At 44.3% G+C, this 24,387-nt stretch carries 21 protein-coding genes; 5 read left to right on the top strand and 16 right to left on the bottom strand.

Going from position 1 to position 24,387, the window contains the following annotated elements; genetic code table 11:
• Nucleotides 1-62 precede the first annotated feature (62 nt).
• The 6 genes from D1Z90_RS19125 to D1Z90_RS19100 all read right to left on the bottom strand — a co-directional run bounded on the left by D1Z90_RS19125 (nt 63) and on the right by D1Z90_RS19100 (nt 5,354).
• Nucleotides 63-629, bottom strand: coding sequence for a hypothetical protein (locus tag D1Z90_RS19125; protein WP_147378799.1), 567 nt, complete (start codon nt 627-629; stop codon nt 63-65).
• 463 nt (nt 630-1,092) lie between these two features.
• Nucleotides 1,093-1,884, bottom strand: coding sequence for a PT domain-containing protein (locus D1Z90_RS21555; protein ID WP_198419270.1), 792 nt, complete (start codon nt 1,882-1,884; stop codon nt 1,093-1,095).
• Nucleotides 1,885-2,172: 288 nt separating this feature from the next.
• On the bottom strand, nt 2,173-2,679 hold the full coding sequence (locus tag D1Z90_RS19115; protein WP_119912396.1) for an RNA methyltransferase: 507 nt from the start codon (nt 2,677-2,679) through the stop codon (nt 2,173-2,175).
• Nucleotides 2,680-2,697: 18 nt separating this feature from the next.
• Nucleotides 2,698-3,657, bottom strand: coding sequence for an alpha/beta hydrolase (locus tag D1Z90_RS19110; protein WP_119912395.1), 960 nt, complete (start codon nt 3,655-3,657; stop codon nt 2,698-2,700).
• 273 nt (nt 3,658-3,930) lie between these two features.
• The gene (locus D1Z90_RS19105) at nt 3,931-4,917 is read right to left on the bottom strand and encodes an efflux RND transporter periplasmic adaptor subunit (RefSeq protein WP_119912394.1); all 987 of its coding nucleotides are present in this window, start codon (nt 4,915-4,917) and stop codon (nt 3,931-3,933) included.
• Complete coding sequence (locus D1Z90_RS19100; protein WP_232525311.1) at nt 4,914-5,354, bottom strand: hypothetical protein; 441 nt, start codon at nt 5,352-5,354, stop codon at nt 4,914-4,916. The genes D1Z90_RS19105 and D1Z90_RS19100 overlap by 4 nt, the downstream gene beginning before the upstream one ends.
• Nucleotides 5,355-5,523: 169 nt before the next feature.
• Between D1Z90_RS19100 and D1Z90_RS19095 the strand changes: the two genes are divergently transcribed.
• The 3 genes from D1Z90_RS19095 to D1Z90_RS19085 all read left to right on the top strand — a co-directional run bounded on the left by D1Z90_RS19095 (nt 5,524) and on the right by D1Z90_RS19085 (nt 12,399).
• Nucleotides 5,524-6,648: a methyltransferase gene (locus D1Z90_RS19095; protein WP_119912393.1), complete on the top strand. Its 1,125-nt coding sequence runs from the start codon at nt 5,524-5,526 to the stop codon at nt 6,646-6,648.
• Between the two features lie 197 nt (nt 6,649-6,845).
• Nucleotides 6,846-11,504: a response regulator gene (locus D1Z90_RS19090; protein ID WP_158587194.1), complete on the top strand. Its 4,659-nt coding sequence runs from the start codon at nt 6,846-6,848 to the stop codon at nt 11,502-11,504.
• Nucleotides 11,497-12,399 carry a substrate-binding periplasmic protein gene (locus tag D1Z90_RS19085; RefSeq protein ID WP_119912391.1) on the top strand — a complete coding sequence of 301 codons (903 nt, stop codon included), beginning with the start codon at nt 11,497-11,499 and terminating at the stop codon, nt 12,397-12,399. The genes D1Z90_RS19090 and D1Z90_RS19085 overlap by 8 nt, the downstream gene beginning before the upstream one ends.
• 37 nt (nt 12,400-12,436) lie before the next feature.
• Here the strand turns inward: D1Z90_RS19085 and D1Z90_RS19080 are convergent, their stop codons facing one another.
• From D1Z90_RS19080 to mdh, 3 genes are all read right to left on the bottom strand, one after another.
• The gene (locus tag D1Z90_RS19080) at nt 12,437-14,014 is read right to left on the bottom strand and encodes an ATP-binding response regulator (RefSeq protein ID WP_119912390.1); all 1,578 of its coding nucleotides are present in this window, start codon (nt 14,012-14,014) and stop codon (nt 12,437-12,439) included.
• Nucleotides 14,015-14,186: 172 nt separating this feature from the next.
• Complete coding sequence (locus D1Z90_RS19075) at nt 14,187-14,438, bottom strand: hypothetical protein (protein ID WP_119912389.1); 252 nt, start codon at nt 14,436-14,438, stop codon at nt 14,187-14,189.
• Between the two features lie 323 nt (nt 14,439-14,761).
• On the bottom strand, nt 14,762-15,697 hold the full coding sequence (mdh, locus tag D1Z90_RS19070; protein WP_119912388.1) for a malate dehydrogenase: 936 nt from the start codon (nt 15,695-15,697) through the stop codon (nt 14,762-14,764).
• Between the two features lie 326 nt (nt 15,698-16,023).
• On the opposite strand from mdh, the gene argR reads away from it, so the two are divergent.
• Nucleotides 16,024-16,491 (top strand): transcriptional regulator ArgR, encoded by a 468-nt coding sequence (gene argR / locus D1Z90_RS19065; RefSeq protein ID WP_119912387.1) that lies wholly within the window; start codon nt 16,024-16,026, stop codon nt 16,489-16,491.
• Here the strand turns inward: argR and D1Z90_RS19060 are convergent.
• The 5 genes from D1Z90_RS19060 to D1Z90_RS19040 form a co-directional block, all read right to left on the bottom strand.
• The gene (locus D1Z90_RS19060) at nt 16,488-17,513 is read right to left on the bottom strand and encodes an ABC transporter ATP-binding protein (RefSeq protein ID WP_232525313.1); all 1,026 of its coding nucleotides are present in this window, start codon (nt 17,511-17,513) and stop codon (nt 16,488-16,490) included. The genes argR and D1Z90_RS19060 overlap by 4 nt on opposite strands.
• 51 nt (nt 17,514-17,564) lie before the next feature.
• Complete coding sequence (locus D1Z90_RS19055; protein WP_119912386.1) at nt 17,565-19,196, bottom strand: ABC transporter permease; 1,632 nt, start codon at nt 19,194-19,196, stop codon at nt 17,565-17,567.
• Between the two features lie 25 nt (nt 19,197-19,221).
• Nucleotides 19,222-20,235, bottom strand: a complete 1,014-nt coding sequence (locus D1Z90_RS19050) for a Fe(3+) ABC transporter substrate-binding protein (RefSeq protein WP_119912385.1) — start codon at nt 20,233-20,235, stop codon at nt 19,222-19,224.
• Between the two features lie 271 nt (nt 20,236-20,506).
• Nucleotides 20,507-21,736 carry an ammonium transporter gene (locus tag D1Z90_RS19045; protein ID WP_119912384.1) on the bottom strand — a complete coding sequence of 410 codons (1,230 nt, stop codon included), beginning with the start codon at nt 21,734-21,736 and terminating at the stop codon, nt 20,507-20,509.
• A 12-nt stretch (nt 21,737-21,748) separates the two neighbouring features.
• Nucleotides 21,749-22,087 (bottom strand): P-II family nitrogen regulator, encoded by a 339-nt coding sequence (locus D1Z90_RS19040; RefSeq protein WP_119912383.1) that lies wholly within the window; start codon nt 22,085-22,087, stop codon nt 21,749-21,751.
• 403 nt (nt 22,088-22,490) lie between these two features.
• Here D1Z90_RS19040 and arfB point away from each other — a divergent pair, with 403 nt between their 5' ends.
• Entirely contained in the window at nt 22,491-22,904 is a 414-nt protein-coding gene (arfB, locus tag D1Z90_RS19035; RefSeq protein ID WP_119912382.1) for an alternative ribosome rescue aminoacyl-tRNA hydrolase ArfB, read from the top strand.
• 74 nt (nt 22,905-22,978) lie between these two features.
• On the opposite strand, the gene D1Z90_RS19030 is transcribed toward arfB, so the two are convergent.
• Nucleotides 22,979-23,350 (bottom strand): YacL family protein, encoded by a 372-nt coding sequence (locus D1Z90_RS19030; RefSeq protein ID WP_119912381.1) that lies wholly within the window; start codon nt 23,348-23,350, stop codon nt 22,979-22,981.
• Between the two features lie 135 nt (nt 23,351-23,485).
• Nucleotides 23,486-24,352, bottom strand: a complete 867-nt coding sequence (locus D1Z90_RS19025) for a winged helix-turn-helix domain-containing protein (protein WP_232525309.1) — start codon at nt 24,350-24,352, stop codon at nt 23,486-23,488.
• Nucleotides 24,353-24,387: the final 35 nt, after the last annotated feature.

Genomic DNA, 24,387 nt, shown 5'->3' with positions numbered 1-24,387 from the left:
AGAATCACTTCCATGTATCGTGCTCAATGATCTGATCGCAGTTTTCGAGAAAGGTTCCCTATTTAGTCAACAACGCCGTTTATATCTACAACAGTGACGTATATTAGATCGCCATTATTCACGCCATCGACAGAACCATAGATTAAAGTACTTGGTGCTTCAAAGCGGTTAATATAGCGGTCTTCACCACTGTCTATGGCAACCATAATTTCCGGGCTAACGTATCTGACGTCTTGATACTTTGTCTCAACATTAGGTTCGTTATCATAACGACTGCCAGCTCTGGTTTCATAACCAGATTTTGCGATGACTTCATTACCATCAACATGAACTCGTGCAACGTAGAAGCCACCAGAACTGATTTCAGAGTTTGTCACTGACGGTGAGAGAGGGCTTGTCAACCACTGCGAAAAATGTGACTCCACGACCGAACTCGGAGCCGTAACTTTTACGCCATTGATTTCAAGAAATAAAATACCTGAATCAACAAAGAAATGTTCTTTATCGGCAGTCGAGATGATAGGAATACTTTCTTGAAAGCTCATATCTGGCGTAAACAAGTGCCAACTGCCATCCTCAAGCACAAACCAAATCTGATCATCAACTTCTACATAAACCAACACCCGCATACCTTCACCACTCTTCTTATCCCTCAAGCCCCTCACTTAAAACTAGCACATCCACTAATGATAAAAACAATAACAAGGTGAACTAGATCTCAAAGTCATTCACGAGAACAGCAAAGGAGTCTGTGAGTGCTACTTATAAGATAATCAACTGCTTGCCCCCTGAATGAGGCAGCAAGTAACCAACTAAACTATCGAGACGAGTATATAAATGCTAATTCGTTGTTGGGGTATACCTAGATAGGAATCAAGAGATGGTTAATTGATAATAAGAGTTATAGTTATAACTGGCGAGGTTAACATGCAAGCACTAAATTTATTCTTTTTATGCCTACAATTGGGTGTTATCGCTATGACTACAGTATCAATTTGGGTACTTTGGAGATTCATGAAAAAGCTTTAAAAAAATAGATTAAAGCTTAACTATAGATTAGAGATAAAACCAAAGTGATACTCACAGTAAAGTCTAGCGAGACACCTTCTCAAATTGTTCATCAAAACTAATTTCAACCGGTCGGTTATCTTTTAATGTACCTGGGTATTCCGGTGTATATAGCCCCATGAAAATTGCCGTACCGTCAAAATAAATAATATTAAAATCATCTCGACACACTTCTGAGTTGACTCTACAAATTGCATCAATTTGAAGCACCGGGATACTATTTATACTATAGACAACATCGCCAAATAAAATATCAACGTCTACAGTGGCCTCGGCCAATTTTTGGGTACAATTAACATCAGCAAAGATGCTATGCTCTGCTTGACCTGTGCTGTCTGAGTTATAAGTTTGGGTAGTTTCTATGTACAACACATTACCTAACTCATCAAAAGGGAAGTCACTGCAAGGTTTAAACCAAGAACCTAAAATTTGACTGATAAACTCAGCTCTCTCTTCTTCTTGTTGTGGGGTTCTTACTCCACCACCGCCACCGCCACCAGCATAAGGCTCATCTGTTGGTTCCTCTGTTGGTTCCTCTGTTGGTTCCTCTGTTGGCTCCTCTGTTGGCTCCTCTGTTGGTGCCTCTGAAACTAATACAGTCGGAGTAAGTGAAGGAACAGTTATTGGGGTTGAAGGAACGCTGATCGGAGTGGACGGCTCAGGCTCAATGGCAGGCTCTGCGGGTATTGGGGCTGGGGTAATATCAATATAATCGGCTTCAGCAGAATCTGAACCTCCCCCACCTCCACAGCCAACCAACTGAATAGTGAGGGAAATTAACAAAAAAAGGTGATTAACTCTTAACTTAGCTAACATGTATCACCTCAAAAGAATTTAACAAAAGCCACTCTTCAATATAGGTAATAACTCACACTTTTTTTACACGGTAACCATTGAAAAAATTAAAAGATGGCTTTCAAAGACAAATATTTATTGATTGCATCGAAATAATCTTATTTTTTACAACGGTGAAATCTATAAAAAAAAATCTTATTACATAAAATTCTAAAAATTAACAATTTTAAAAAATCAACTCCATCAAGTAATAAATAGCAAGGGGACCTAATAAAATCTATTTTTATAAATCAACCATTTACATTACCGCTATTTTATTCTCACTTTATTATTCGTATCACGGCTCGAAAAAACCAACTCATCACTTGCTTCAATGCTCTTGAGTTTTGCACTGCGATCGTAAAGTAGGATATTCACAGAAGCCGCAAGGTTGAGACAACCTATAGTGGGCATATACACCACGTGATCGGCTTGATCGATGAGTGACTGTTTAATCGTGCCGTCTTCGGGACCAAATACATATAAAGCCTGGTCTGGGTGCTCAAATTCTGGAAGAGGGGTGGCTCCTGGCACTAAATCTACGCACACCAATTTAGCGCCCTCAGGTTTAGCGCTGACAAAGTCACTGATATTTTGCAGCGGTATTTTAGAGCGAATTCGCTTGGTATCTGTATTTAACTTTACTGTGCGGTCGTAACGATCGCCATTGTACATGACTTGATCTGCTTGAAAGCATCCCGCTGCGCGCATAACGGCGCCAACATTGGTGGCGCTTTTGGGATTTGAAAGGGCAATGCCGGTATAACTAGACTTCATTGTAACTGCTCAAAAAGTTTAAGACGCGTTATCAAGCTGCTGTGATAACCAAGGCAGCACATAGTGCAAACTTTTTGCAATATGGTCAACATGACCACCTGGAAACTCGGTGAAGTTTACCTTGATACCAGCACTTTGCCACTGCGCGATTAAGCGCAAACAATAAGGCATCACTTTTGCTTCCTCTGTGCCCATGTCTATCGCGATACGGGTTTGCTTGAGGGACTCATAATAATTCGGAGACACGATATCTAAGCTTAGGCTTGCCATCGCGGATAAAAGCTGGTTTTGCGATTCAAGCTGGCAAAATAGTGGCGGCTGTTGTGGTGCTGGACAAGCTTGTTGCAGTTTGGCAAGCAGTATATGGGCCCAAATATCTAACTGTTCGGTTGCTAACTCGCCAGCAGCAGTAAGCCGCAGTTGTGATAAGTGCTGCGTCAGTAGGTCTTGCCAAAAAGGCATCATTTCATGATGCAGGTTAGCTGGGCTCATTGCAAAGCCACATTGGAACAGGCTCGGTTTATGCATCAACATATTCAAAACACCGTCTGCACCAGAGCTATGACCCGCTATTGCCCGGTGTTGAGGCCCCGGTAAACAATCGTACTCTCGCTCTACCGCGGTAACTAAATCAATGGCCAACATGTCAAGCCAATGACCTTGCACGGAATTATTGACGTAAGCACAAGTGGTAAAGACGCTGCTGTTATCAGGCACCACAATGATCATTTCTTGGCAGCGCTGCTGCGCCAATAAGCTATCCATTATACGACCAAAATTTGGCTCGTCGGGCTGCGCTGAAAACCACCCTTTGGCAAGGCCGCCAAACCCGTGTAGCCAGTACACGACAGGGTATTTTTTATCGGCTTTGCCATAACTCGGGGGTAAATACACTAAAGCTTGGCGTTGTAATGATTCAACTAAGCAAGCACCTTTTAAACTAGGAGCAGAAAAATCCAAAATAGTATAATCAGACATGGTTGAAACGCTTGATAGGGTTATTGACAGTGATAACCAAGCCTAACATAAACTGGTTTTTTAACTAATTGTTTTAATGATGATTTGTTGTTTTCCTTAATACACCATTGGGCGATTTATGATGCAACTGGACAATATCAATGCGTGTAAGCAGAATGTGAGCACAGCATTACTTGCCTGGTTAAGTCATAGGCCTAACCACCTCAGGTGGACAGCATGCGCTGGCGCACATGACAAAGGTGCGACAGCGTATTTCTATCTAGGTAAATGAGGCTAAAAAGCGCCTAAGAAGCTTTTCATTGCTTTTAATCTAAGGGTTGCAGCGCCAAGCATGTCAATTGGCTCTAACATGGCGAAAGGTTTTTCGGTAGCAATCCATGCCGAACCTCTTGCGCCAATAGGAATGGTGATGCCGGCTGGATCATCAAACTCCAAGAGCACTGTGCGGCCGATATTGCGAGAATTAAGGGCAAGCTGTTCAGACACAGGCCGTTCTTGGCTACCATGACTTCCTCTTGCTTCGCCTGTTGCCCCTGCAATTGAATGTACCCGTGCTCGAAAGATATGTCCCGGGTAAGCATCGACATAAAATTCAGCAAATTGTCCGGGCTTAATGCGAGACCAAAGCTGATCAGGAACCCGCATTTCCAGAATTTTTGAGTCTGTATTCCACAGCTGTAAGTTACCAACTCTGGAGCCTGCTGCGGTATCTAAGCGTGTTACAGAGCCATTAAAAGGCGCTTTGATTGCTAATTGCGAGGCTTCGAACTGGGCTTGCTGGCGCTGCGCTTGTAAGGCTTTGCGGTCAAATTGCATTTCAATTAATTGAGACTTTACTTTCGCCACATCCCTTAATGGCACTGCGTCTGCCAAGGCTTGCATTCGGGATAGATCATCTTGGGCTTGATTGATGCTTGTCTCTAAACTGCTGATCTCCGCGTCTAACTTGGTGAGGTTGTTGTCTTCCTCATTTTTCACCAAGGTATAAAGCAGCTGCCCTTTTTTCACTTGTTGATTGTGGGTAACGTAATACTGATCAATAGATTCCGTAATAGGACTTAAAATGGCAGATTGCGCTCTAACCACGGTAGAGTCAGTGAAATCGACCGGAGAGTAGAAACGGTGAGCAAAAAAAACGGCAACATTGATGAATATACCAACGATAATCATGGCTGCATAATTGGCGGTTGTGCGCTTGACTAAACCCGTTTTGAGTAAGAGCCAACAAATGAAAATGTAAGGATATAGTAGCTCTTTCATGCTGTTTGACCCCGCTTAAGCCATTGACTGATTTTGCTCCAGTCCGTCACCACAATCAGCACGGCTGCAATCCATAAATTGTTATAAAAAAAGCCCAACATACAAAGCCAAAAAACTAACTTAGGTTGGCCGGTATGAGCCGCGTGCTTTTTGGGTAATGCATGCAGCTTCCAGTACCCCCAAACCACAAGACCCAGAGTCGTGACTGTCATCATGGTTAACAGGCCAATGAACCATTCTGCATCCAGTAATTTATGTTTGAGTACTGAAGTCGTGGTCCAGTAGTCGTCAGCGAGTTCTTTATGGTGCACGGTAAATGCTTCAGCCATTATCACTGTACCGAGGGCAATAAAAATCACGACGGCGACGAAGAGTAGCTTTACTTTGTGGCGCTGCCAAAAGAGCGCCTGTTTGGAAAGAGGAATAGATTGCGGCATATTTACTCACGGTTGTAGATACATCATGAGCTTAGTTTGAGCCTTTTTTGAGGTAGGCTTTTACCAGTTTGCGCCATGTTGAACCATTCGCGCTTATGACCTGGATTCTGTTTTGCACTTGCCGGAATGAATTGCGACAATACCGCCCTCTCGAACAGGAAAAGCCAACATGAATATTGAACTTTGTCTGCATCAGCGCCAGCTGACTTTGCAACGTTATCCCATTCGCAATAATGAAACGCTGCAAGCGTGGGATTCTGCCGACGAGTATTTGATTAATACCTTGCAATCGCAAACGCTAGATGAGCACGCTAGCATGCTGCTGTTTAATGATGGTTTTGGCGCGTTGGCTAATTGGTTTGCGCCTTTATTACAAATTACTTCAGTCAGCGATTCTTGGATAGCGCAGCAGGCGTGTTTACACAATTTAGCGACCAACTCACTCGCCGGTGTCAGTCTATTAAGCAGCCTAGATGAACAGCCAGTCGCGCCGCGTTGGGTCTTGCTCAAAGTACCCAAAAACTCACGCTTATTAGCTTGGCAATTGCACCAAATCTGCCGCATTGCGGGTCCCGATACACAAGTGATTGCAGCCGGTAAAGTAAAAGAAATTCATACCTCGACGCTGCAATTATTTGAAAAGTACCTTGGCCCTACGCACACGTCTTTAGCGGTGAAAAAGTCACGTTTGATTTATTGCCAACCTAATAAGCAATTGCAGGTAAATATGCCCACTTTGCGCACTTGGGACGTGCCAGAGTATCAGCTGACTTTGACCAACCATGCCAATGTTTTTTCGGGGGAGAGTTTAGACATTGGCGGGCGATTTTTATTGGCGCACATTCCTGTAGAGCCTCAGCTCAAACATATTATCGACTTAGGCTGTGGCAATGGTGTCATAGGTATACAAGCTGCAAAGTTGAACCCGCAAGCTAAGGTAACCTGTGTTGATGAAAGCTACATGGCGGTGGCGTCTTGCCAACTCAATGCAAAGGCGAATCTGAGTGATCCGAAGCAGCTGCAAGCCAAAGTCAATAATTGCTTGGATAATGAGCCAGCAGATAGCGCAGATTTAGTGCTGTGTAACCCACCATTTCACCAACAAAATGCCATCACTGACCATATTGCTTGGCAAATGTTTACCGACTCAAAACGCACCTTGCATGCTCAAGGGCGTATTATTGTGATTGGAAATCGTCAATTGGGATATGGGGAAAAACTAAAACGCATATTTGGTAATTGCCAAACGTTAGCCAAAAATAACAAGTTCACTATCTACCAAGCTGTGAAGTAAAAAATCAAAGGGCGAACCCGATTGATTTAACGCTGAAGGATATTTTTAGTTTTTACCATGCTAAATTCTGAGGCTTAACCAGCAGTTTTCTTGCTTACTCAGGCTATCGACACCATAAATGCTCATCTTTGACTAGTATCAGGTTAATCCTTGGTTAATTTTGAGTAGTTATTGGTTTGATGGCCCGGCTTATATTAATGATCTGGTGGCTACTGTGCGCTTCAGTAAGCCACGCTTCTCAGTCTGACACAACAATTACCGCAGAGATGCAAGCTTGGGCGCAGCAGCACCCCGAGGTCATTTTACTGGCCGACCCTGACTTACCGCCCTTTGACTACCTCAATGAACATGGGGAATTTGATGGTCTAGGCAAGGAGCTAGTTGAGCAATTAAATCTCGTACTTCCATTTCAGCTGAAACACGGCCCTGCCAAGCCTTTTTCACAGCAGCTCAAAGCGGTGGAATCAGGTCAAGCTGACGTTTTCTCCTTGTGCGCAAAAACGCCAACGAGAAAGAAAACGCTGATTTTCAGCACGCCAGTTTTTAGTAAAGATATCAGCCTCATCTATCGTCAAGATGCGGAGAATAACTTTCTTGCCTCATTTAAGCCGCATCAAAAAGTAGGGCATGGCAGCGGCTATGCCACCCAAGCATTTCTTAGTCATATTTCTGGAGTGCCTTCGTTTGTGGAAGTGCCCAGCATCAAAGAAGGCCTGCTCATGGTGCTAGACGGGCGACTCGACGCGCTAATTGCAGACCCTTCTCAAGCCGGCTTTTGGCAAGACAAGTTAGATTTAAAAGGATTGGATTATCAGCATTTAAGTAAAACGCGGCCTATGCTGCTGCACTTTTGCATTAACAAAAACTTACCTGAACTACTTAACTGGATTAATTGGGGGTTGGCGCAAATAGGCCAACTCAACCTTGCCAAACTTTACGACGCTTGGGCGCTGGAGCATTATCTTACGGTAGAGCAAATCAGTGAGTTCAAAAGTGGCTGGAGCACCTTAGGGTTACCCATTTGGTTACTATTAGGGTTGTTTTTAACGGCCTTTGTCGTCTTAGCTATAGCCTTAAAAAAGCGCAAAACCATCGTTTCAAATTACAGTAATGACAGGTTTTATTATCTTTTTGTGTTCGGAGTGGGCAGTTTATGCGCCGCACTAGCGCTGTTATCAAGCCTGATATTATCTGAGAATATGAATAACGCCCTGAAGTCATATGCTGAATCTTTAACCGTTAATCTCGCCAATTCAGATCAAATCTTAATGGACATGTATCAATACAAAATCGATTTGATTGACTCCGTTGCCAATAATTCGGACTTAAAAGATATCGCTTGGGTACTTAATCAGCTTTATCTAGCAGGATACCCGGCAGTGGAATCCAAGGAACTGGCCGCTTTTCAGCGTTCAGTTGAAGGCATCAGTAGCAGTCTTAGCTCGCAAAATTATTACTTAATTGCCAAAGACGGTACCAATATTGGCGCTAAATACAACAAGCTTGTGGGAGAGCAAAGCTTTATTACCCTGCAAGCAGGAGAGCTATTAAAGCGTGCATTTATGGGGGAGTCGGTATTTGTTCCTCCGCTTTGGTCTGATGTTGATAAAGCGGGCAAAATTTTTAGCGTAGAGAAAGAAAGTGTCTTTTTGATTATGAGCCCGGTGTATGACTTAAACCATCAAGTGATAGCGGTGCTGGCGTTTACTTTTGACCCGAATGAAGACCTCTCTCGCTTATTGGCTACTTCACGTTTTGGCGCTACCGGCGAGGTATATTTACTCGATCAAAAGAGCAATATGATCAGTGCCAGCCGTTTTCGAAATGAGCTTCGAACTAAACGTTTACTGAAAAAAGGCCAAACGAGCATTTTGAATATTAACGTCGAGGACCGAGCCGGCGAAGTACCTTTTAAGGGTCTGCAACACAGAAAAAGTGGCGAGAACTTTAATGGTTACCTCAATTACCTTGATGATGAGGTGATTGGTCGCTGGATCTGGCACCCATACCTTAACGTGCTTATCGTGGCCGAGATTGAATTAGCCGAAGTGCTCGAAGATCATAACAAGAGCAAAAGTAACATCTGGTTATTTTGCTTAGTCAGCATTCTGTCTATTATGGCCGTGTCTGGTTTTATGCTCTTAGTCGGACGTAGAGCCTATCAATATCAACAAGAATCTCGGCAGCATTTAGAATATGAAGTGGCTGCGAGAACAAAAGCCTTAAAAGCTTCAGAACAAGACAACCGCCTAATTTTAAGTTCTGTATCTGAAGGCATTATTGGGCTTAGCAAAGACTATAACTGCAACTTTATTAACCCAGCAGCGTGTGAGCTGTTCCAGATTGATGAACAACAAGCCAAGCAACCAAGAGAGCTAGAGCGGGTAAAAATCTATCGTGAAAACGCCCCTTACCTCTTGCAGCCCATTGTTGAGCAAGTGATGCGCCTGCGTCAACCAGAGCGGCTCGATAACCTGTTTATTCATAACATGGCCGGCGAGAGCTTTATGGTGGAAGTCAACATCAGTCCGTTGGTGTTGGACAACAGTGAAGTCATGGGCGTAGTGATAGCCATTCGTAATGTACAAGCGGCCTATGAAGCGCGTCAGACATTGCTACAAGCTCGTCAAATGGCTGAAGAGGCTAACCAGGCTAAGTCGAACTTTTTAGCTAACATGAGCCATGAAATACGAACGCCGATGAATGCGATAATCGGTTTATCTCACTTGGCTGCGCAGCAAGCAATCTCACAAAAAGCCAAGGACTACATTGAGAAGGTGCACTTTTCTGCCAACAACCTTCTTGGCATCATCAATGACATTCTAGACTTCTCCAAAATTGAAGCGGGTAAAATAGAGCTGGAAAACATCGATTTTAACCTCGGTGATTTGTTAACTGATATCAAAGTAGTGACAGGGTTTAAGGCCGATGAAAAAGGGTTAAAGCTTGCTCTTAATATGCCGTCGGACCTGCCACAATGCTACATAGGCGACCCCCTCAGGCTAAGTCAGATATTAACGAACTTAATCAGCAATGCCATTAAGTTTACCGAAAAAGGCCAAGTCAGCTTAAAAATCAACGTTGAGCAGTTACGCGGTGAAGAAATTACCTTGTTATTCACCATCACAGATTCAGGACTTGGCATGAGCGCAGAGCAAATGAAAAAGCTATTTCAGTCTTTTTCACAAGCAGACTCTTCCACCACGCGAAAATTTGGCGGCACAGGCCTGGGGCTATCCATCTCTAAAAATTTGGTTGAGCTTATGCAAGGGCAAATTTGGGTCGAAAGCGAACTGGAACAAGGCTCACAATTCTTTTTTACCGCCCAACTGCGCGTGAATAAATTAAAACAGCATCAGTTAGAGCAAGACAATAAAGCCATGCTCGAAGGACTAAGGGTGTTGGTTGTTGAAGATGACATGGCCACCAGCGAGCAGGTCAGTGTTATTTTGACCCAATACGGTTGCCGCGTGAAAACCGCTTATTCGGGCGAGCAAGCGCTAGAGTTGGTCAGTAGCAGCGTCAGCGCGTTTGATATCGTTTTATTAGACTGGAATATGCCTGGTTTAGATGGCATAGAAACCTACGACGCCCTCACTCAGTTATGCCCAGAAATTAAACACTTAGTATTGCTATCTAACTTTACGGCGGAAGCCATTGGCTTGCATAAGATCCAATCGCGATTTGATAGCTTTATTCAAAAACCTTTGGATAACGATAAGGTGCTGCTCGCGTTCAAACAATTAATCGAGAAAAAATCAAACGAACAAAGGCGTCAAGAAAGGCAACTATTAGCCCAGCAACACAGAGAAATGGTGGCTGGGGCTAAATTGCTAGTGGTAGAGGATAATCCACTAAATCAAATTTTGGCCCGCGATTTATTAGAGCAAAATAAAATAACCGTGGTTATGGCGAATAACGGCCAAGAGGCGGTCGAAGCGGTTGCCAAAGAAGTATTCGATGGCGTGTTAATGGACTTACAGATGCCGGTGATGGATGGTATCGAAGCCTGTAAAATCATTCGTCGCACTGAGCCTGATTTAGTCATAATTGCAATGACCGCTAATGCCTTGGTAGGAGATAAAGAACGAGTGCTCGCAGCAGGCATGAATGATCATATCGCCAAGCCTATTCAAGTTGACGAAATGTTTCACACTCTTAGTCGTTGGATTACTCCAGCAGAGCCGGCGACATTGGATAATCCCCCAGAGGCAGTTCTAAGCGATGAGGGAGATTGGCTAAATCAACTAAATTTATCGGCGATTGATATTGCTACAGGGCTCACGGTTTGTCAGCAACAGGTCAGCTTGTTTTTACGTTTATGTCAGAGCTTTAGCAATAGCCAGGATGATTTTTTAGCGCGTATAAGCCAGGCCATCGATAAGCAGAAATGGTCAGATGCTCAACGTCATGCTCACAGTCTTCGCGGAGCTGCCGGTCACATAGGTGCAGAGCCTCTTGCCGACTTAGCCACCGACTTAGAACTTGGCTGCCAGCAACATGCCAGCCACCAAGTCAACCAACAGCTGTTAGCGATAGAGCCACTGCTGGCAGCGACTTTTGACGATATTCATTTAGTGATGGAATCGCAACCACAACTCAAAACCAGCACATCCCAAGTGCTATCAACGGCAGAGATCAAGCAACACTTAACGGCATTAAGCAGTAGCATTGCAGCGTTTAACTTTAACGCTCAAGATGAGGCTCATCAGTTATTGAATATGATCTCTGACGAGCAAGCTCAGCAACACATGAAGAGCTTGATTAAAGCCCTAGATAGTTATGACTTTGAGCAGGCACAGCAAGCTTTAGACACCATGATGGCACAACTTGAAAAGGGGCAACCTGATGCATAAAGCAAGCGCATTAATGTTGGCCTTACTGACCACTATAACTTTAACATTTCAATCAATAGCTTACGCTAAGGATGTACAAAAAGTACGTTTTCCGCCAATGCAATCGGCAGACGACGTAACGCACAGCTATTTTGTCAGTTTACTTTCTGCCAGTTTAGCAGCCACCGAGGAAGAGTATGGAAAAGCCGAAGTTGAAGTATTACCGACGGCTTATGACCAACGTCTTATTTTAAGCCTGCTTAATCATCAAGGCATTTTAGACGTAGTCGCATCTGCGCCAACCGCAGAGCGAGAGCGGCGCTTTCGCTCGACCCGAGTGCCATTATTGATGGGCTTATTGAGCTATCGTATGTTTCTAATTCGCGAGGATAAACTTGAAACATTCCAACAGATAACGAAGACGGATCAGCTGCAAAAATTAACCGCTTGCAGTGCCGAATATTGGCCCGGCACTCAAGTATTAACGCAAGCGCAATTTAAAGTCAGGGTAGCGGCCAACTTTCAGCAGATGTTTGACTTACTGCTCGCCGGAGAATGTGATTACTTTCCTCGAGGTATCACCGAGGGCTATGGTGAATTGCACGCGTTTAATGAGCATAACCCGGAACTCTCAGGGCAACTGATTGCTTTTGATAAAGTACTGCTGCGCTACCCGTTGGCTGTGATGTTTTATACAAGCCATGATAACTTTGAATTAGCGGGGCGAATTGAAAAAGGTTTGCGACAGCTGCAACAAACAGGGGACATTCTAAAGCTGCTTAAAAAGCACTCTAGTAGCGCTCGCGCATTCCCCTTATCTCAGTGGCAAGACAGCCAGGTATTTGAGCTGAGCAACCCCGTGATGCCTAAAGTGGTGCCCACAGACAACGCCGCGCTATGGTTAACGCTGCCATAAGCGACCGTCAAGGTTATATACACGATGAGTTAACTACCTAATGTCTTTCAACATCTGCTTGATGGGGCGGTACCGGCATCATCAAGCGAATCGTCGTGGTATCTTTTTCATCATTGCATACCAAACTCAGTTCAAGCTTCTGGGCTCGCGAGAGCTGCATAGCAGAGTAGGTGCCTAAGCCTGTCCCCGTTTTCTTTCCTGATGTGACGTATTTGTCCCAAAATGTAGATCTGATTTGTTGAGGTACACTGCCAATATTTTGAATATCTATGGTGACGCTTTGCCCAACACTGATGGAGACTGAGACACGAGAACGGCTTGGTGCAGCTTCACAAGCGTTTTTAAGTAAATTAAACAACATGGAATAAGTCAGGTTGGGATCCGCGTACACATTAAGCGGGCGTTGGCTTTCTTCTTCGCTTGGGTCGATAAAGATCACTTGTTTTTTGTGTTGAAAACTCTTTTTTAACACTTGTACGATTTGTCCCAAGACTTGGTGAATAGAGAAGGACTCTGGCGTTAGCTGGTACTGGCCTGATTCAATTTTGTACATTTCGGCGGACAGATTAACCATGTTAACAAGTTGCATCGACATGTCATCGAGCAGATTAACATTTTGCAGCATTGTTTTGCTAAGAGAGGGATCCGTAGCCATGCTTTGCGCAATGGCAGCAATGCCAGAGAGCGGCCCTTTTAAATCATGATTTAGCATTTGCTCAACGTCTTGCTTGAGCTTAGCCATGGCAATCATTTCGTCGATATCGGCTTGTAAATTCTTCTGCAATTTAATGACCTGCATAAAGTTCTTAATCCGTAACTTAAGCAAGTCTGGGTTGACGGGTTTGGTAATATAGTCCACGGCACCTTGTCGTAAACCTTGAGTTTGATGATTCAGTTCCGTCAGCGTGGTGACAAAGACTACCGGTATGGTTTCTGATTGCGGGTGCTGCCTTAAGTGCTCTAGGACTTGAAAGCCGTTCATGCCGGGCATCATGATATCCAATAATACTAAATCGGGAGGACTATCAGATTGGCAGATATTGAGCGCCGCCTCACCGCTTCTGGCAAGCTTTAGTTGATAGTCATGCTTTAATAAACCTGCCATTAGGGTCAAGTTATCTGGCGTGTCATCCACCACCAAAATACAGGCTTTTTCGTCTCGATTTACTTTGTTGATATTGCTCTTTGTACTCTCAGAGGCGGTTTGGTCGATGCTATTGACACGGCGGCGAACTTCACCGCGAGCAGCTGCGGTCACACGCTCTTGCAGAGTTGCGCTGGTAAAGGGCTTGATGATTAAGTCTGTCACCCCACAGCGTACGGCTTCTGCAACCTTGCTTCGCTCCGCTTCTGCAGTGATCATGATAAAAGGGATATGGCTCCAGTCTGAGTTCGCGCGCACTTCTTGAAGTAACTCTATGCCTGTCATCGTGGGCATATTCCAATCAGATAAAATCATATCAATAGGGCGGCTTTTTAATACGTGCAATGCTTTCGCGCCATTCTCTGCTTGAATGACATTGCCAACGCCAAAGCGCTTTAACTGCTCAGTACTGATTTTTCTGATTGCGTCCATGTCATCCACAATCAATACGTTGACTTTACTTAATTCCAACGATTAGCCCTCTTCATTTGCTGCAAGTGTTATCGTGATGTGGCTTCACACAACACCAATCGACATCCATATATGGCTAATCTTAGTTGATTTTTAAGTAAGAAAAGGTGGCGGGGTGAGCAAACAAAGGAAACGGGACATGGCGCAGCCAGTAAAACTGGCTGCGATTATATTATTTAGTTGCTGGTGTATCTAATACTTTCAACAAGGCTTCACACATGCGAAGTTTGTCTTCTTCACCGTCGCTGTTTTTAACGCAGCGTTTATATTCTTCAACGGTTTCCTGCTTTTGCACTGTAAGCTCAGCTTCTTGTTCAATGAGTTCGGTTTGTGCTTCGATTTGCTTCTCTGCAGGACTAGAGCCACACCCTGCTAATAGTAGTGATGAAGAAGCTAACGCTGCAAATAACCATGTGTGTTTCATATCTTTACGTCCTAGTTAGATAAATAGAAAACCATATTATTAGCTGTCCACTCAAGAGTAAATATAATAATTATTAGCCAGAGGCTTAAGCTCAAATTTTGCGATTAAACTTAGCATTTCAGAGACCTTTACTTGCATTTCGGCTCGGCATAGCCCTTTGCAGAAAGGCCAATTTTGATTTGCGAGATAACAAAAATCACGGTTTAAATTAGATACCGATGAGAAAGTGATAAACAGTAACTTGGAAAGACCCTAGTCCATGTAAATAGGCAAAAAAAAGGCTGCAACAGCAGCCTTAAGTTTAGTCGATATGTAAAGGTTTGTTATTTAACGAACTCTACGCCTTTCACAATATCGCCTTTGAGGGTATCGAGCATGTCATTTAATGCAGTTTGCTCAAATGAGCTAATTTCACCGTATGATTGTACTTGCTCTACGCCATTGAGACCTAGTAACACAGGCTGGGCGAAAAACTCAGCATGTTCGCTGCCACCGTCTACGTAAGCACACTCAACAACGCCTTGCTTGCCGTTAAGTGCAGCAACAACAGACAGACCAAAGCGTGCTGCAGCTTGACCCATTGAAAGTGTTGCAGAGCCGCCACCCGCTTTCGCTTCTACTACTTCTGTGCCCGCGTTTTGAATGCGGTCAGTTAAGCTTGCGATTTCTTCATCGCTGAACTCAACGCCTTGAACTTGCGAAAGCAATGGTAAAATAGTTACGCCAGAGTGACCGCCGATAACATTAACATTAATGTCTGTTGCTTTAAGGCCTTTCGCTTCAGCAATAAAAGTCTCAGAACGAATAACGTCTAGCGTAGTCACACCAAACAGTTTGTTCTTGTCGTAAACGCCTGCATTTTTAAGCACTTCACGCGCAATCGCAACGGTAGTGTTAACAGGGTTAGTGATGATACCAACACACGCTTTCGGACAAGTTGCCGCTACTTTTTCAATCAGGTTTTTAACAATACCAGCATTCACATTGAAAAGATCCGCACGGTCCATGCCAGGCTTACGAGCAACGCCTGCAGAGATAAGTACTAAGTCAGCACCTTCTAGTGCTGGAGTTGGATCTTCGCCAGCAAAGCCTTCAATCGCAACGTCTGTTGGGATGTGGCTTAAATCTTTAGCAACACCTGGCGTAACTGGAGCAATATCGTATAAAGACAGCTCAGAGCCCGCAGGTAAATCATTTTTAAGAAGAAGAGAAAGGGCTTGTCCAATGCCGCCCGCTGCGCCTAATACTGCAACTTTCATGTGGTTATCTCCGTAACAAGTGGGGAAGTTTTATCGTCTTATTATCGGCGCAGATTTTATGGCAAAGTTACAAAAAACACAATCTGTTAACACCAGTGAAATACTAAGATGTGAGCAGCGGTATAAAACCTCTTACATCCTAGCGCAAGCATTAACATTTCATTAGCATTTAACGATGAAGTTTCGCAACTTAAGCATAAAGCGAACAATAAAACGGATCCGCATCAAACTCTATTTATAAATATTCAATAAAATTGGAATCAACTTGCTGAAAACTGATTTTTTATGCAAAATTAACTATGAAATTTGCATGAATATTTAACTTTATGAGAAATAACGAAAAGCAAGAACGTTTGGTCAGCGCTTTTAAAGCCCTGTTAAAAGAAGAGAAGTTTAGCTCTCAAGGGGAAATTGTCCAAGCGCTGCAAGACCAAGGCTTTGACAATATTAATCAGTCAAAAGTCTCACGCATGCTCAGTCGCTTTGGCGCGGTGCGCACGCGTAACGCTAAAACCGAAATGGTGTACTGCTTACCTGCCGAGCTAGGCGTTCCGACCACCAGTAGCCCTTTGAAGAACTTGGTCATCGACATCGATCACAATGATTCATTGGTGGTCATAAAAACCAGCCCAGGTGCCGCGCAATTGATTGCCCGCTTGCTCGACTCCCTTGGTAAACCAGAAGGTATACTCGGCACTATCGCCGGTGATGACACGATTTTTATCACGCCAACCCATAGCCAAGAAATAGCTCAAACCTTCAACGCAATTAAAGCGTTATTTGAAATTCGTTAGAATAAAATCAGCGGATGAACAGGCACTTTGATCTCGACCTTTTGTTCGAGATTAACGTGTCCAGATACGTGACACTTTAAGTTGACGTCTCGATACTGCAATTGTAAATTCGAAACAGCTCCTAAGAACTGGCTACTGAGCACCCTTCCCTCGCCTTCCGTCTGTTCAAAAACGTCAATTTGATGCGGCCGTAAAAATAATTTTTTGGTATCACCAACTTTGCACTGGTGCGGCACAGAGCTCGCGATTAACCCGATAGGGGTGTCTACTTGGTAGTCATCGACTACGGTCGCGCTCAAGTAATTACCTTGGCCTAAAAAGTCGGCTACAAACGGATTCGCCGGCGCTTGATATAATTCGCTTGGACGCCCTATTTGTGCCACTTTACCTTGATCTATTACTGCCAGTTTATCTGCAAATGCAAACGCCTCTTCTTTTGAATGAGTCACAAACACAGCGCTAATATTGGCAGACTTAAGGATATGGCGTATTTCAGCAATCAGCTTCAAACGCACTTGGCTATCAATATTCGAAAAAGGCTCATCAAGCAGTAACAAGTCGGGTTGATAGGCTATCGCACGGGCAATCGCCACTCGTTGCTGCTGGCCTCCAGAGAGCTGGTGTGGGTAGCGATCAGCAAACTCACTCAAATTGACTAAATCGAGCACCTCAGCCACTTTGGCGAGCTGTTCTTTAACCGGTAATGACTCAATACCAAAAATGATATTTTGCATGACCGTCAAATGAGGAAAAAGTGCATAATCTTGAAAAATCATGCCAATTTTACGTTGCTCAGGTGGCACAGAAACACGACCATTATTAACCACGTGGCCGTTAATCGTGATCTTGCCTGCATTAAGTGGCAGCAAGCCCGCAATGGCTTTAAGCATGGTGGTTTTACCGCAACCGCTGGCGCCCAGCAAACACAATATTTCATTGCTCGCCAATGCCATGCTCATGTCAGCCAGAATCTCTTTACCACTGTAGCTACAGTGAACTTTTTCAATATTTAATGCCGGTATCGCCAATTGCCATTCCCAAATGCTGTTTAATGCGCGCCATGCTCAGAGCAGCTAGTGCGCTTGCTCCAAAGAGCGATTCAAAAAGATCAAAGGTACCAAGCCGACCAATACAATAACGATAGCCGGCAACGCGCCGTATTCTAACATTTCATCAGACACAAATTGATATACATAAGTGGCTAACGTTTCAAAGTTAAACGGACGCAAGATAAGCGCAGCCGGTAACTCTTTCATCGACTCAATAAATACTAATAAAATAGCGGCTAAACAGCCTTTGCGGATCAGCGGTATGTGTACTCGTCGCACCATTTTTACCGGTGTTTGCCCCAGAGTACGTGACACCATATCCAACGAAGGTGAGACTTTGTTAATACTGCTCTCAACCGCGCCAACGGCAATCGCGCTAAAGCGCACAAGGTACCCGGCAATCAAGGCTATCATGGTGCCACTGAACAAGAGTCCCGGGCCTTTCATGCCTAGCCACTGCATCACGTCGTTAATTTGAACGTCGAGCCAACCAAAAGGAATCAACACGCCTATCGCCAGCACGGTTCCTGGTACCGCGTACCCCATCGAACTTAAGCGGCTAGGCAGTACGGTACTTGGTCGCGTATCAAGGCGACGATATAAACCGACCAACACCGCAATTGCCGTAGCAATAAGCGCCACTATGGTCGCAATCACTAAGCTGTTCACGCTGTATTGAAAAAACTCAGCCGTCCACGAGGCCGCAAAATAATACCTTGCATAATTGATAAGAATCGCAAAGGGCAAGATAAAACCCACTGCAACCAAGGACCAACAATATAAACTGGCAGCCCATTTACGCCAACCAAGCAGCACAAAGCGGCTGTCATCTTCATGAGTTAAGGCTTTTTGAAAGACCTTTTGCTTACGCCGACTGTAGCGCTCTATGGATAAAATAAGCACCACTACAAAAAGCATCATCACGGATATTTTAGCCGCAGCTTGCAGACTGCCATAACCTAGCCAGGTATCGTATACCGCTCGGGTTAAGGTATTTACGGCAAAAAAATCCACCGTGGCGAAGTCGGCCAACGTTTCCATGGCCACCAGCGACATGCCCACCACAATAGCCGGGCGTGCTAAAGGTAAAGATATGCGCCAAAATGCTTGGGTCGGGGTTTTGCCCAGTAACCGAGCTGATTGCATCAAGCTCACAGACTGTTCAAGAAATGAAGTCCGTGCTAATAAATAAAGATAGGGATATAACACACTGGTAATGACAAATATCGCGCCGCCAAGGCTGCGTATTTCAGGGAACCAATAGTCTTGGCTGTTTTGCCAACCAAACACGTCTCGTAATGCCCCTTGCAATGGTCCGGCATACTCTAACAAGTCAGTGTATATGTATGCCACCACATAAGCAGGCATGGCCAATGGTAACATCAATGCCCATTGTAAATGTTTACGTCCGGGCAGTTCACACATGGCCATCAACCAGGCTGCGGGTACTGCCACCAGTAAGCTGGCAATACAAACACCCAAGATCAACAAAACCGTGTTGAGGATATAATCCCACATCACGGTTGCCATCAAGTGCTGAAAGATTTCTTCAGCGGGTTTTAGGCCTTCATAGACCAGAGCTATAATAGGAAAAACCAGCAGGAGGGCAAACGCCCAGCTGCTGGCTGTCCAAGAAAACGATAATCTTGAGTACATCTATTCACTCAAGGGAATAATTCCCTTATAAATCGAATTTAACCTCGTCTAACAGCTTAAGTGCTGTTTTACGTTGGGCTGCAATGTCTGCCAATGCAACAGTGTCAGACTTAAACTCACCCCAAGAACTAACCAGTTTAGAAACCGCAACACCTTGTTTCACAGGGTATTCGTAGTTTACTTCTGCGTACATCTGCTGTGCTACATCGTCAGATAAAAACTCCATCAGTTTCACTGCGTTAGCTTTGTTCGGTGCATATTTAGTTAATGATACACCACTAATGTTCACATGTGTGCCGCGATTTGTTTGATTCGGGAAGTTAATTTCTACCGAGTTTGCCCACGGGATTTGCTTCTCATCGTTCAGCATTTTACCCATGTAGTAGTTGTTACCGAGTGCAATATCACATACGCCTTCATAAACCGCTTTTACTTGAGCGCGGTCATTACCTTGTGGCTTACGTGCTAGGTTTGCTTTTACGCCTTCTAACCACTCTTTCGCTTTTGCTTCACCGTGGTGAACAATCATCGAAGAAACAAGGGCTACATTGTACGGGTGCTTACCACTACGAGTACAAATTTTACCTTTGTACTTAGCATCTGCGAGGTCTTCGTAGCTTAGCTCAGGTAATTTGCCTAGGCGCTCTTTTGCAGAGTAGACGTTACGCGTACGCGTTGTTAAAGCAAACCACTGATCAGCAGGATCGCGGTATTGAGCAGGGATGTTGCTCTCAAGCTCTTCGCTTTGAATAGGTTGTACTAGCTCTTTCTCTACCAGTTCAAGTGAACGACTGATGTCAGTTGTCAGTACTAAATCAGCTGGGCTTAATTTACCTTCACGCTCTAAACGCTCAACTAAGCCTTTCTTAGCGAAGACAATATTAACTTTAACACCGCTTTGTTCGGTGAATTTAGCCATAATAGGTTCAATCAAGAAAGGTTGACGGTATGAATACACATTCACTTCTTCCGCTGCAACTGCGCTAGCAGATGTAATAACTGAGCCTAATGCCAAAGTGGCTAGTACTAATTTCTTCACTGTAAACTCCACAAGTGTTAATGATAATGATTCCTAGGCGCTAGTATAAGAAAATTTGACTTAAAGTCACCTGTTTTTAGTAATCATTTTCATTACGCTTTCGTTTTATAATAATTTTATATTTAGTCTGCGCGTCATAGATGACTCGAAGCGGTTCTCTGGGTTTGCTCGGTGGTCACCATTTGTTATTCATGCCTACAGTTTGACAAAGCCGCAACGAAAAAAGCCCTGCATAGCAGGGCTTGAATTATGTTTTATTCAACGAGAATTATTAGTTTGGACGAACCGTAACAAACTCAGGGTAAGCATCAACGCCACAGTCGTGCATGTCCATGCCATTCATTTCTTCTTCTTCACCAACACGAATGCCCATTGTTGCTTTCAGTACTGCCCAGACGATGGCTGAAGCCACGAAGACAAAACCAAAGATTACCGCTGCGCCGTACAACTGCGTACCGAAGGTGGCTTCAGAGTTAGAGAAAGGCACCACCAGTAAGCCAAACAAACCACATACGCCATGAACTGAAATGGCACCCACTGGATCATCGATTTTAACTTTATCAAACGCAACGATACTGAACACAACCAAAGCACCGCCTAGCGCCCCCACTAACACAGAGAACAGTGGGCTTGGAGATAATGGATCGGCCGTGATGGCAACTAAACCGGCTAACGCGCCGTTAAGTACCATAGTAAGATCCGCTTTACCCCAAGTGATTTTCGTTACCAGCAGTGCAGCAATCGCACCAGCGGCGGCTGCGGCATTGGTATTAACAAAGATTTGACCGACTGCAGTTGAGTTTTCAACATCGGATACAAGCAGTTGCGAACCGCCGTTAAAACCAAACCAACCCATCCATAAGATGAACGTACCTAAAGTTGCCAGCGGCATGTTAGAGCCAGGAATAGGATATACCTCACCGTTCTTACCGTATTTGCCTTTGCGCGCTCCTAATAGCAATACTGCTGCTAATGCTGCTGCCGCACCAGCCATGTGCACGATGCCAGAGCCTGCGAAGTCAGAGAAACCCGCTGCAGACAAGAAGCCACCGCCCCATGTCCAGTAACCTTCAATTGGGTAAATAACGCCTGTTAATACTACCGTGAAGGCTAAAAATGCCCACAACTTCATGCGCTCAGCAACTGCGCCAGAGACAATTGACATTGCCGTAGCAACAAATACTACTTGGAAGAAAAAGTCAGACTCTAACGAGTGATCAGCCCCTTCCGCTTGTGTGCCAATCAAGGCGCCAAATGAAGGCAAGAAGCCACCTTCAACATTGTCCACGTACATAATGTTGTAACCAATAAGCAAGTACATGGTACAAGCGATGGCATACAGGGCGATGTTTTTGGTTAAGATCTCGGTGGTATTTTTAGAGCGCACCAAGCCAGCCTCTAACATGGCGAAACCTGCCGCCATCCACATAACCAATACACCTGACATTAAAAAATAAAAAGTATCTAGCGCAAAGCGCAACTCAATAACTGAACTTTCCATGGTCGTAATTCCTTATAGCGCTTCGTTGTCTAATTCACCGGTTCGAATTCGAACCGCTTGTGATAAGTCGTAAACAAAAATCTTACCGTCACCGATTTTGCCGGTATAAGCAGCACCAGTAATCGCCTCAATTAAACGGTCAACGTTTTCTTCTTGCGTCGCAATGTCTAACTTCACTTTTGGTAAGAAGTCGACTTGGTACTCAGCGCCGCGATATAGCTCGGTGTGACCTTTTTGGCGACCAAAGCCTTTAACTTCCGACACGGTTAAACCTTCTACGCCGACCTCGGCAATCGCTTCTCGCACATCGTCTAACTTAAACGGTTTAATGATGGCACTGATCATTTTCATCTTGTTTACTCCCTGAAAGGTATTTTTTAATTTTCTTACCTTAGGTATTACAAGCATCGTGCCAGAAATTTTAATTGTTAATAAACAACAACTTACGTAAATACTCATTTATTAAAGAATTATCAATGCACCACTACAGTGCAATTTATTTTACTGAGTGCCCTAACAAAGCCCTATTATCAATCCTCTCAATATTGCGCCTCAATGCGGTGCATGCACGCGCCATACTCGCCACGCTTATTCATAATAGGGCCGAGCAGGCTTGTTAATACGGCGATGCTATCTCGTTCACGCCATGGTAAAATCAGCGGTCAAAGCACAACAACGCTTACGCACGACCTAAGGCAAAATGCCTGCGGTTGTGGGTTAGTGGAATGTACTCTCAATGCACAAGGTGAAAACGATGTTGGAGATCTCTAATAGCGTCACGTTAGCGGAATGGGAGATTGAGCTTAACTCTATCCGCGCTCAAGGAAACGGTGGCCAAAGAGTGAATAAGGTTGCCACTGCGATCCACCTTAGGTTTGATATCAAGCGTTCCAGTCTGCCTGCTTTTTACAAAGAGCGCTTGCTGCAGCTTTCTGATAGCCGAATCAGCCAAGATGGCGTCATTATTATTAAAGCGCAAAGCCACCGAACCCAAGAAATGAACAAAGAGGATGCGCTGCAGCGGCTGAAACTGTTGATTCTGGATGCCGTTAAGGTGCAAAAAGCGCGTCGAGCTACAAAGCCAACAAAAGGCTCACAACGACGAAGGGTGGACACCAAAACTAAAAAAGGTGCGGTAAAAAAAATGCGAGGAAAGGTCAGCTTTTAACAATACTCACCACAAGGACAAGGCTTGAAAAGCTTATTTTGCTTTAGCGATAAAGAGAGATACCAACGAGATAATTAGCCCTTAGACGCAAATTGTTGAAAAGACTCAAGCATCACCTGGAAATCTTCTAGCCCAGACATCGCCATGCTCTCATCTTGATAAAGGTGAAAATCAGGCTCCAGCTCGTCTTCCACTTGATGCAGTAAGTGGTTAGCAATCACTTTCGCCTCTTCTTGATTGAGGAATAACGAATATTCCGCGCCAAGCAGCTCAAGTTGCTCAAGCTCATTAGCTTGAAGCAACTTAATCTGTTTCAGCAAACGTGTTACACGCTCGGGTTGGTTTACACATTCCTGCTCCAACCATGCGCCTACTGCCTCATGCCCCATTGAGAATTGGGCTTTGACAGTATCGCCAAACATGTCACGTTTAAATTCAAACTCCACTCTTAGGCCTTTTGTTGTCAGACGTACTCAACCTAAGTTGGTCTGTATAGTTTGAATAAAGAGCTCAAACATTGAGTCTCTGGTACAACCAGACAGCATCGTCCTTAGCTAACTCTGGTAACCCATGTCGTCAAATTAGTAAGCAGCTGTATGTAGCTGAACTTCCTGACTTAACACATGAGTTGGTACAAGCTCGTATGCAGCTTGTGGTTTCAGTAATACTGAAGATTTACTTGCTACCATTAGCATTTGCTTCAGACGGCTTTCCTCAGACGGCTTAAGAAGCAGGCCTTGGATGTCTAGTAAGCTGTTGATGCCTAATAGTTCACGCTGAACGTCAAAGTGCGTAACCAATACTCGAATATCGGCAGCTGCTGACGTTTCACCCATACGGATGCGTTTCACAAGTTCAATACCTTCGGTGCCGTTCAGTAGGGCATCGATGATAAGTAAATCGAAATCTTGTAGAGCAAACGATTTCTCTGCTGCTTCTACGCTTGCAACTGACTCAACGTAAGCCACGTTCATCGCTTCTAGTTGTGTTGCAAATTCTTCACGGTCTGCGGTATTGGCTTCAACCACTAACACCTTAAGGTTAGTTGTCACGGCTTCTGGCTTAGCGACTAATGGTGCAGGTTGACTTACTTCAGCGCCTTCTAGGCGAGCAATGTAGCCACGCTTAGGAATCGTCGAAATATTTAAACCATGAATGCTCATGTTGCCAATGCTTTTACGCAGTTGAGAGATGTGCTGGTTGATCGTGTGGTCTGTTACCAAACGGCCCCATACATGCTGCGCAAGATCTTCGCGAGTCACTACTGAGTTCAAATTTTTACATAGAAAATGTAACAGTGAAGTACGTAATGGACCCAAGTAAACCTTACGGTTGTTATGAATCAAACTATTTTGACTTGTGTCGATATGATATTCGCCCACAATTAGACTTTTTTCCAACATATAGGCGTTGTTGATCAAATAGTTTTCAGTGCGACAAAGGCTCATGCTGTTCACATTTCAGACCGCTGATTTTCTTTCAG

The organism is Motilimonas pumila (assembly GCF_003596335.1).
Lineage (GTDB): Bacteria > Pseudomonadota > Gammaproteobacteria > Enterobacterales > CBDFNC01 > Motilimonas > Motilimonas pumila.
The sequence above is the reverse complement of the archived record's forward strand: the minus strand, read 5'-3'. Positions and strand labels throughout refer to the sequence as shown.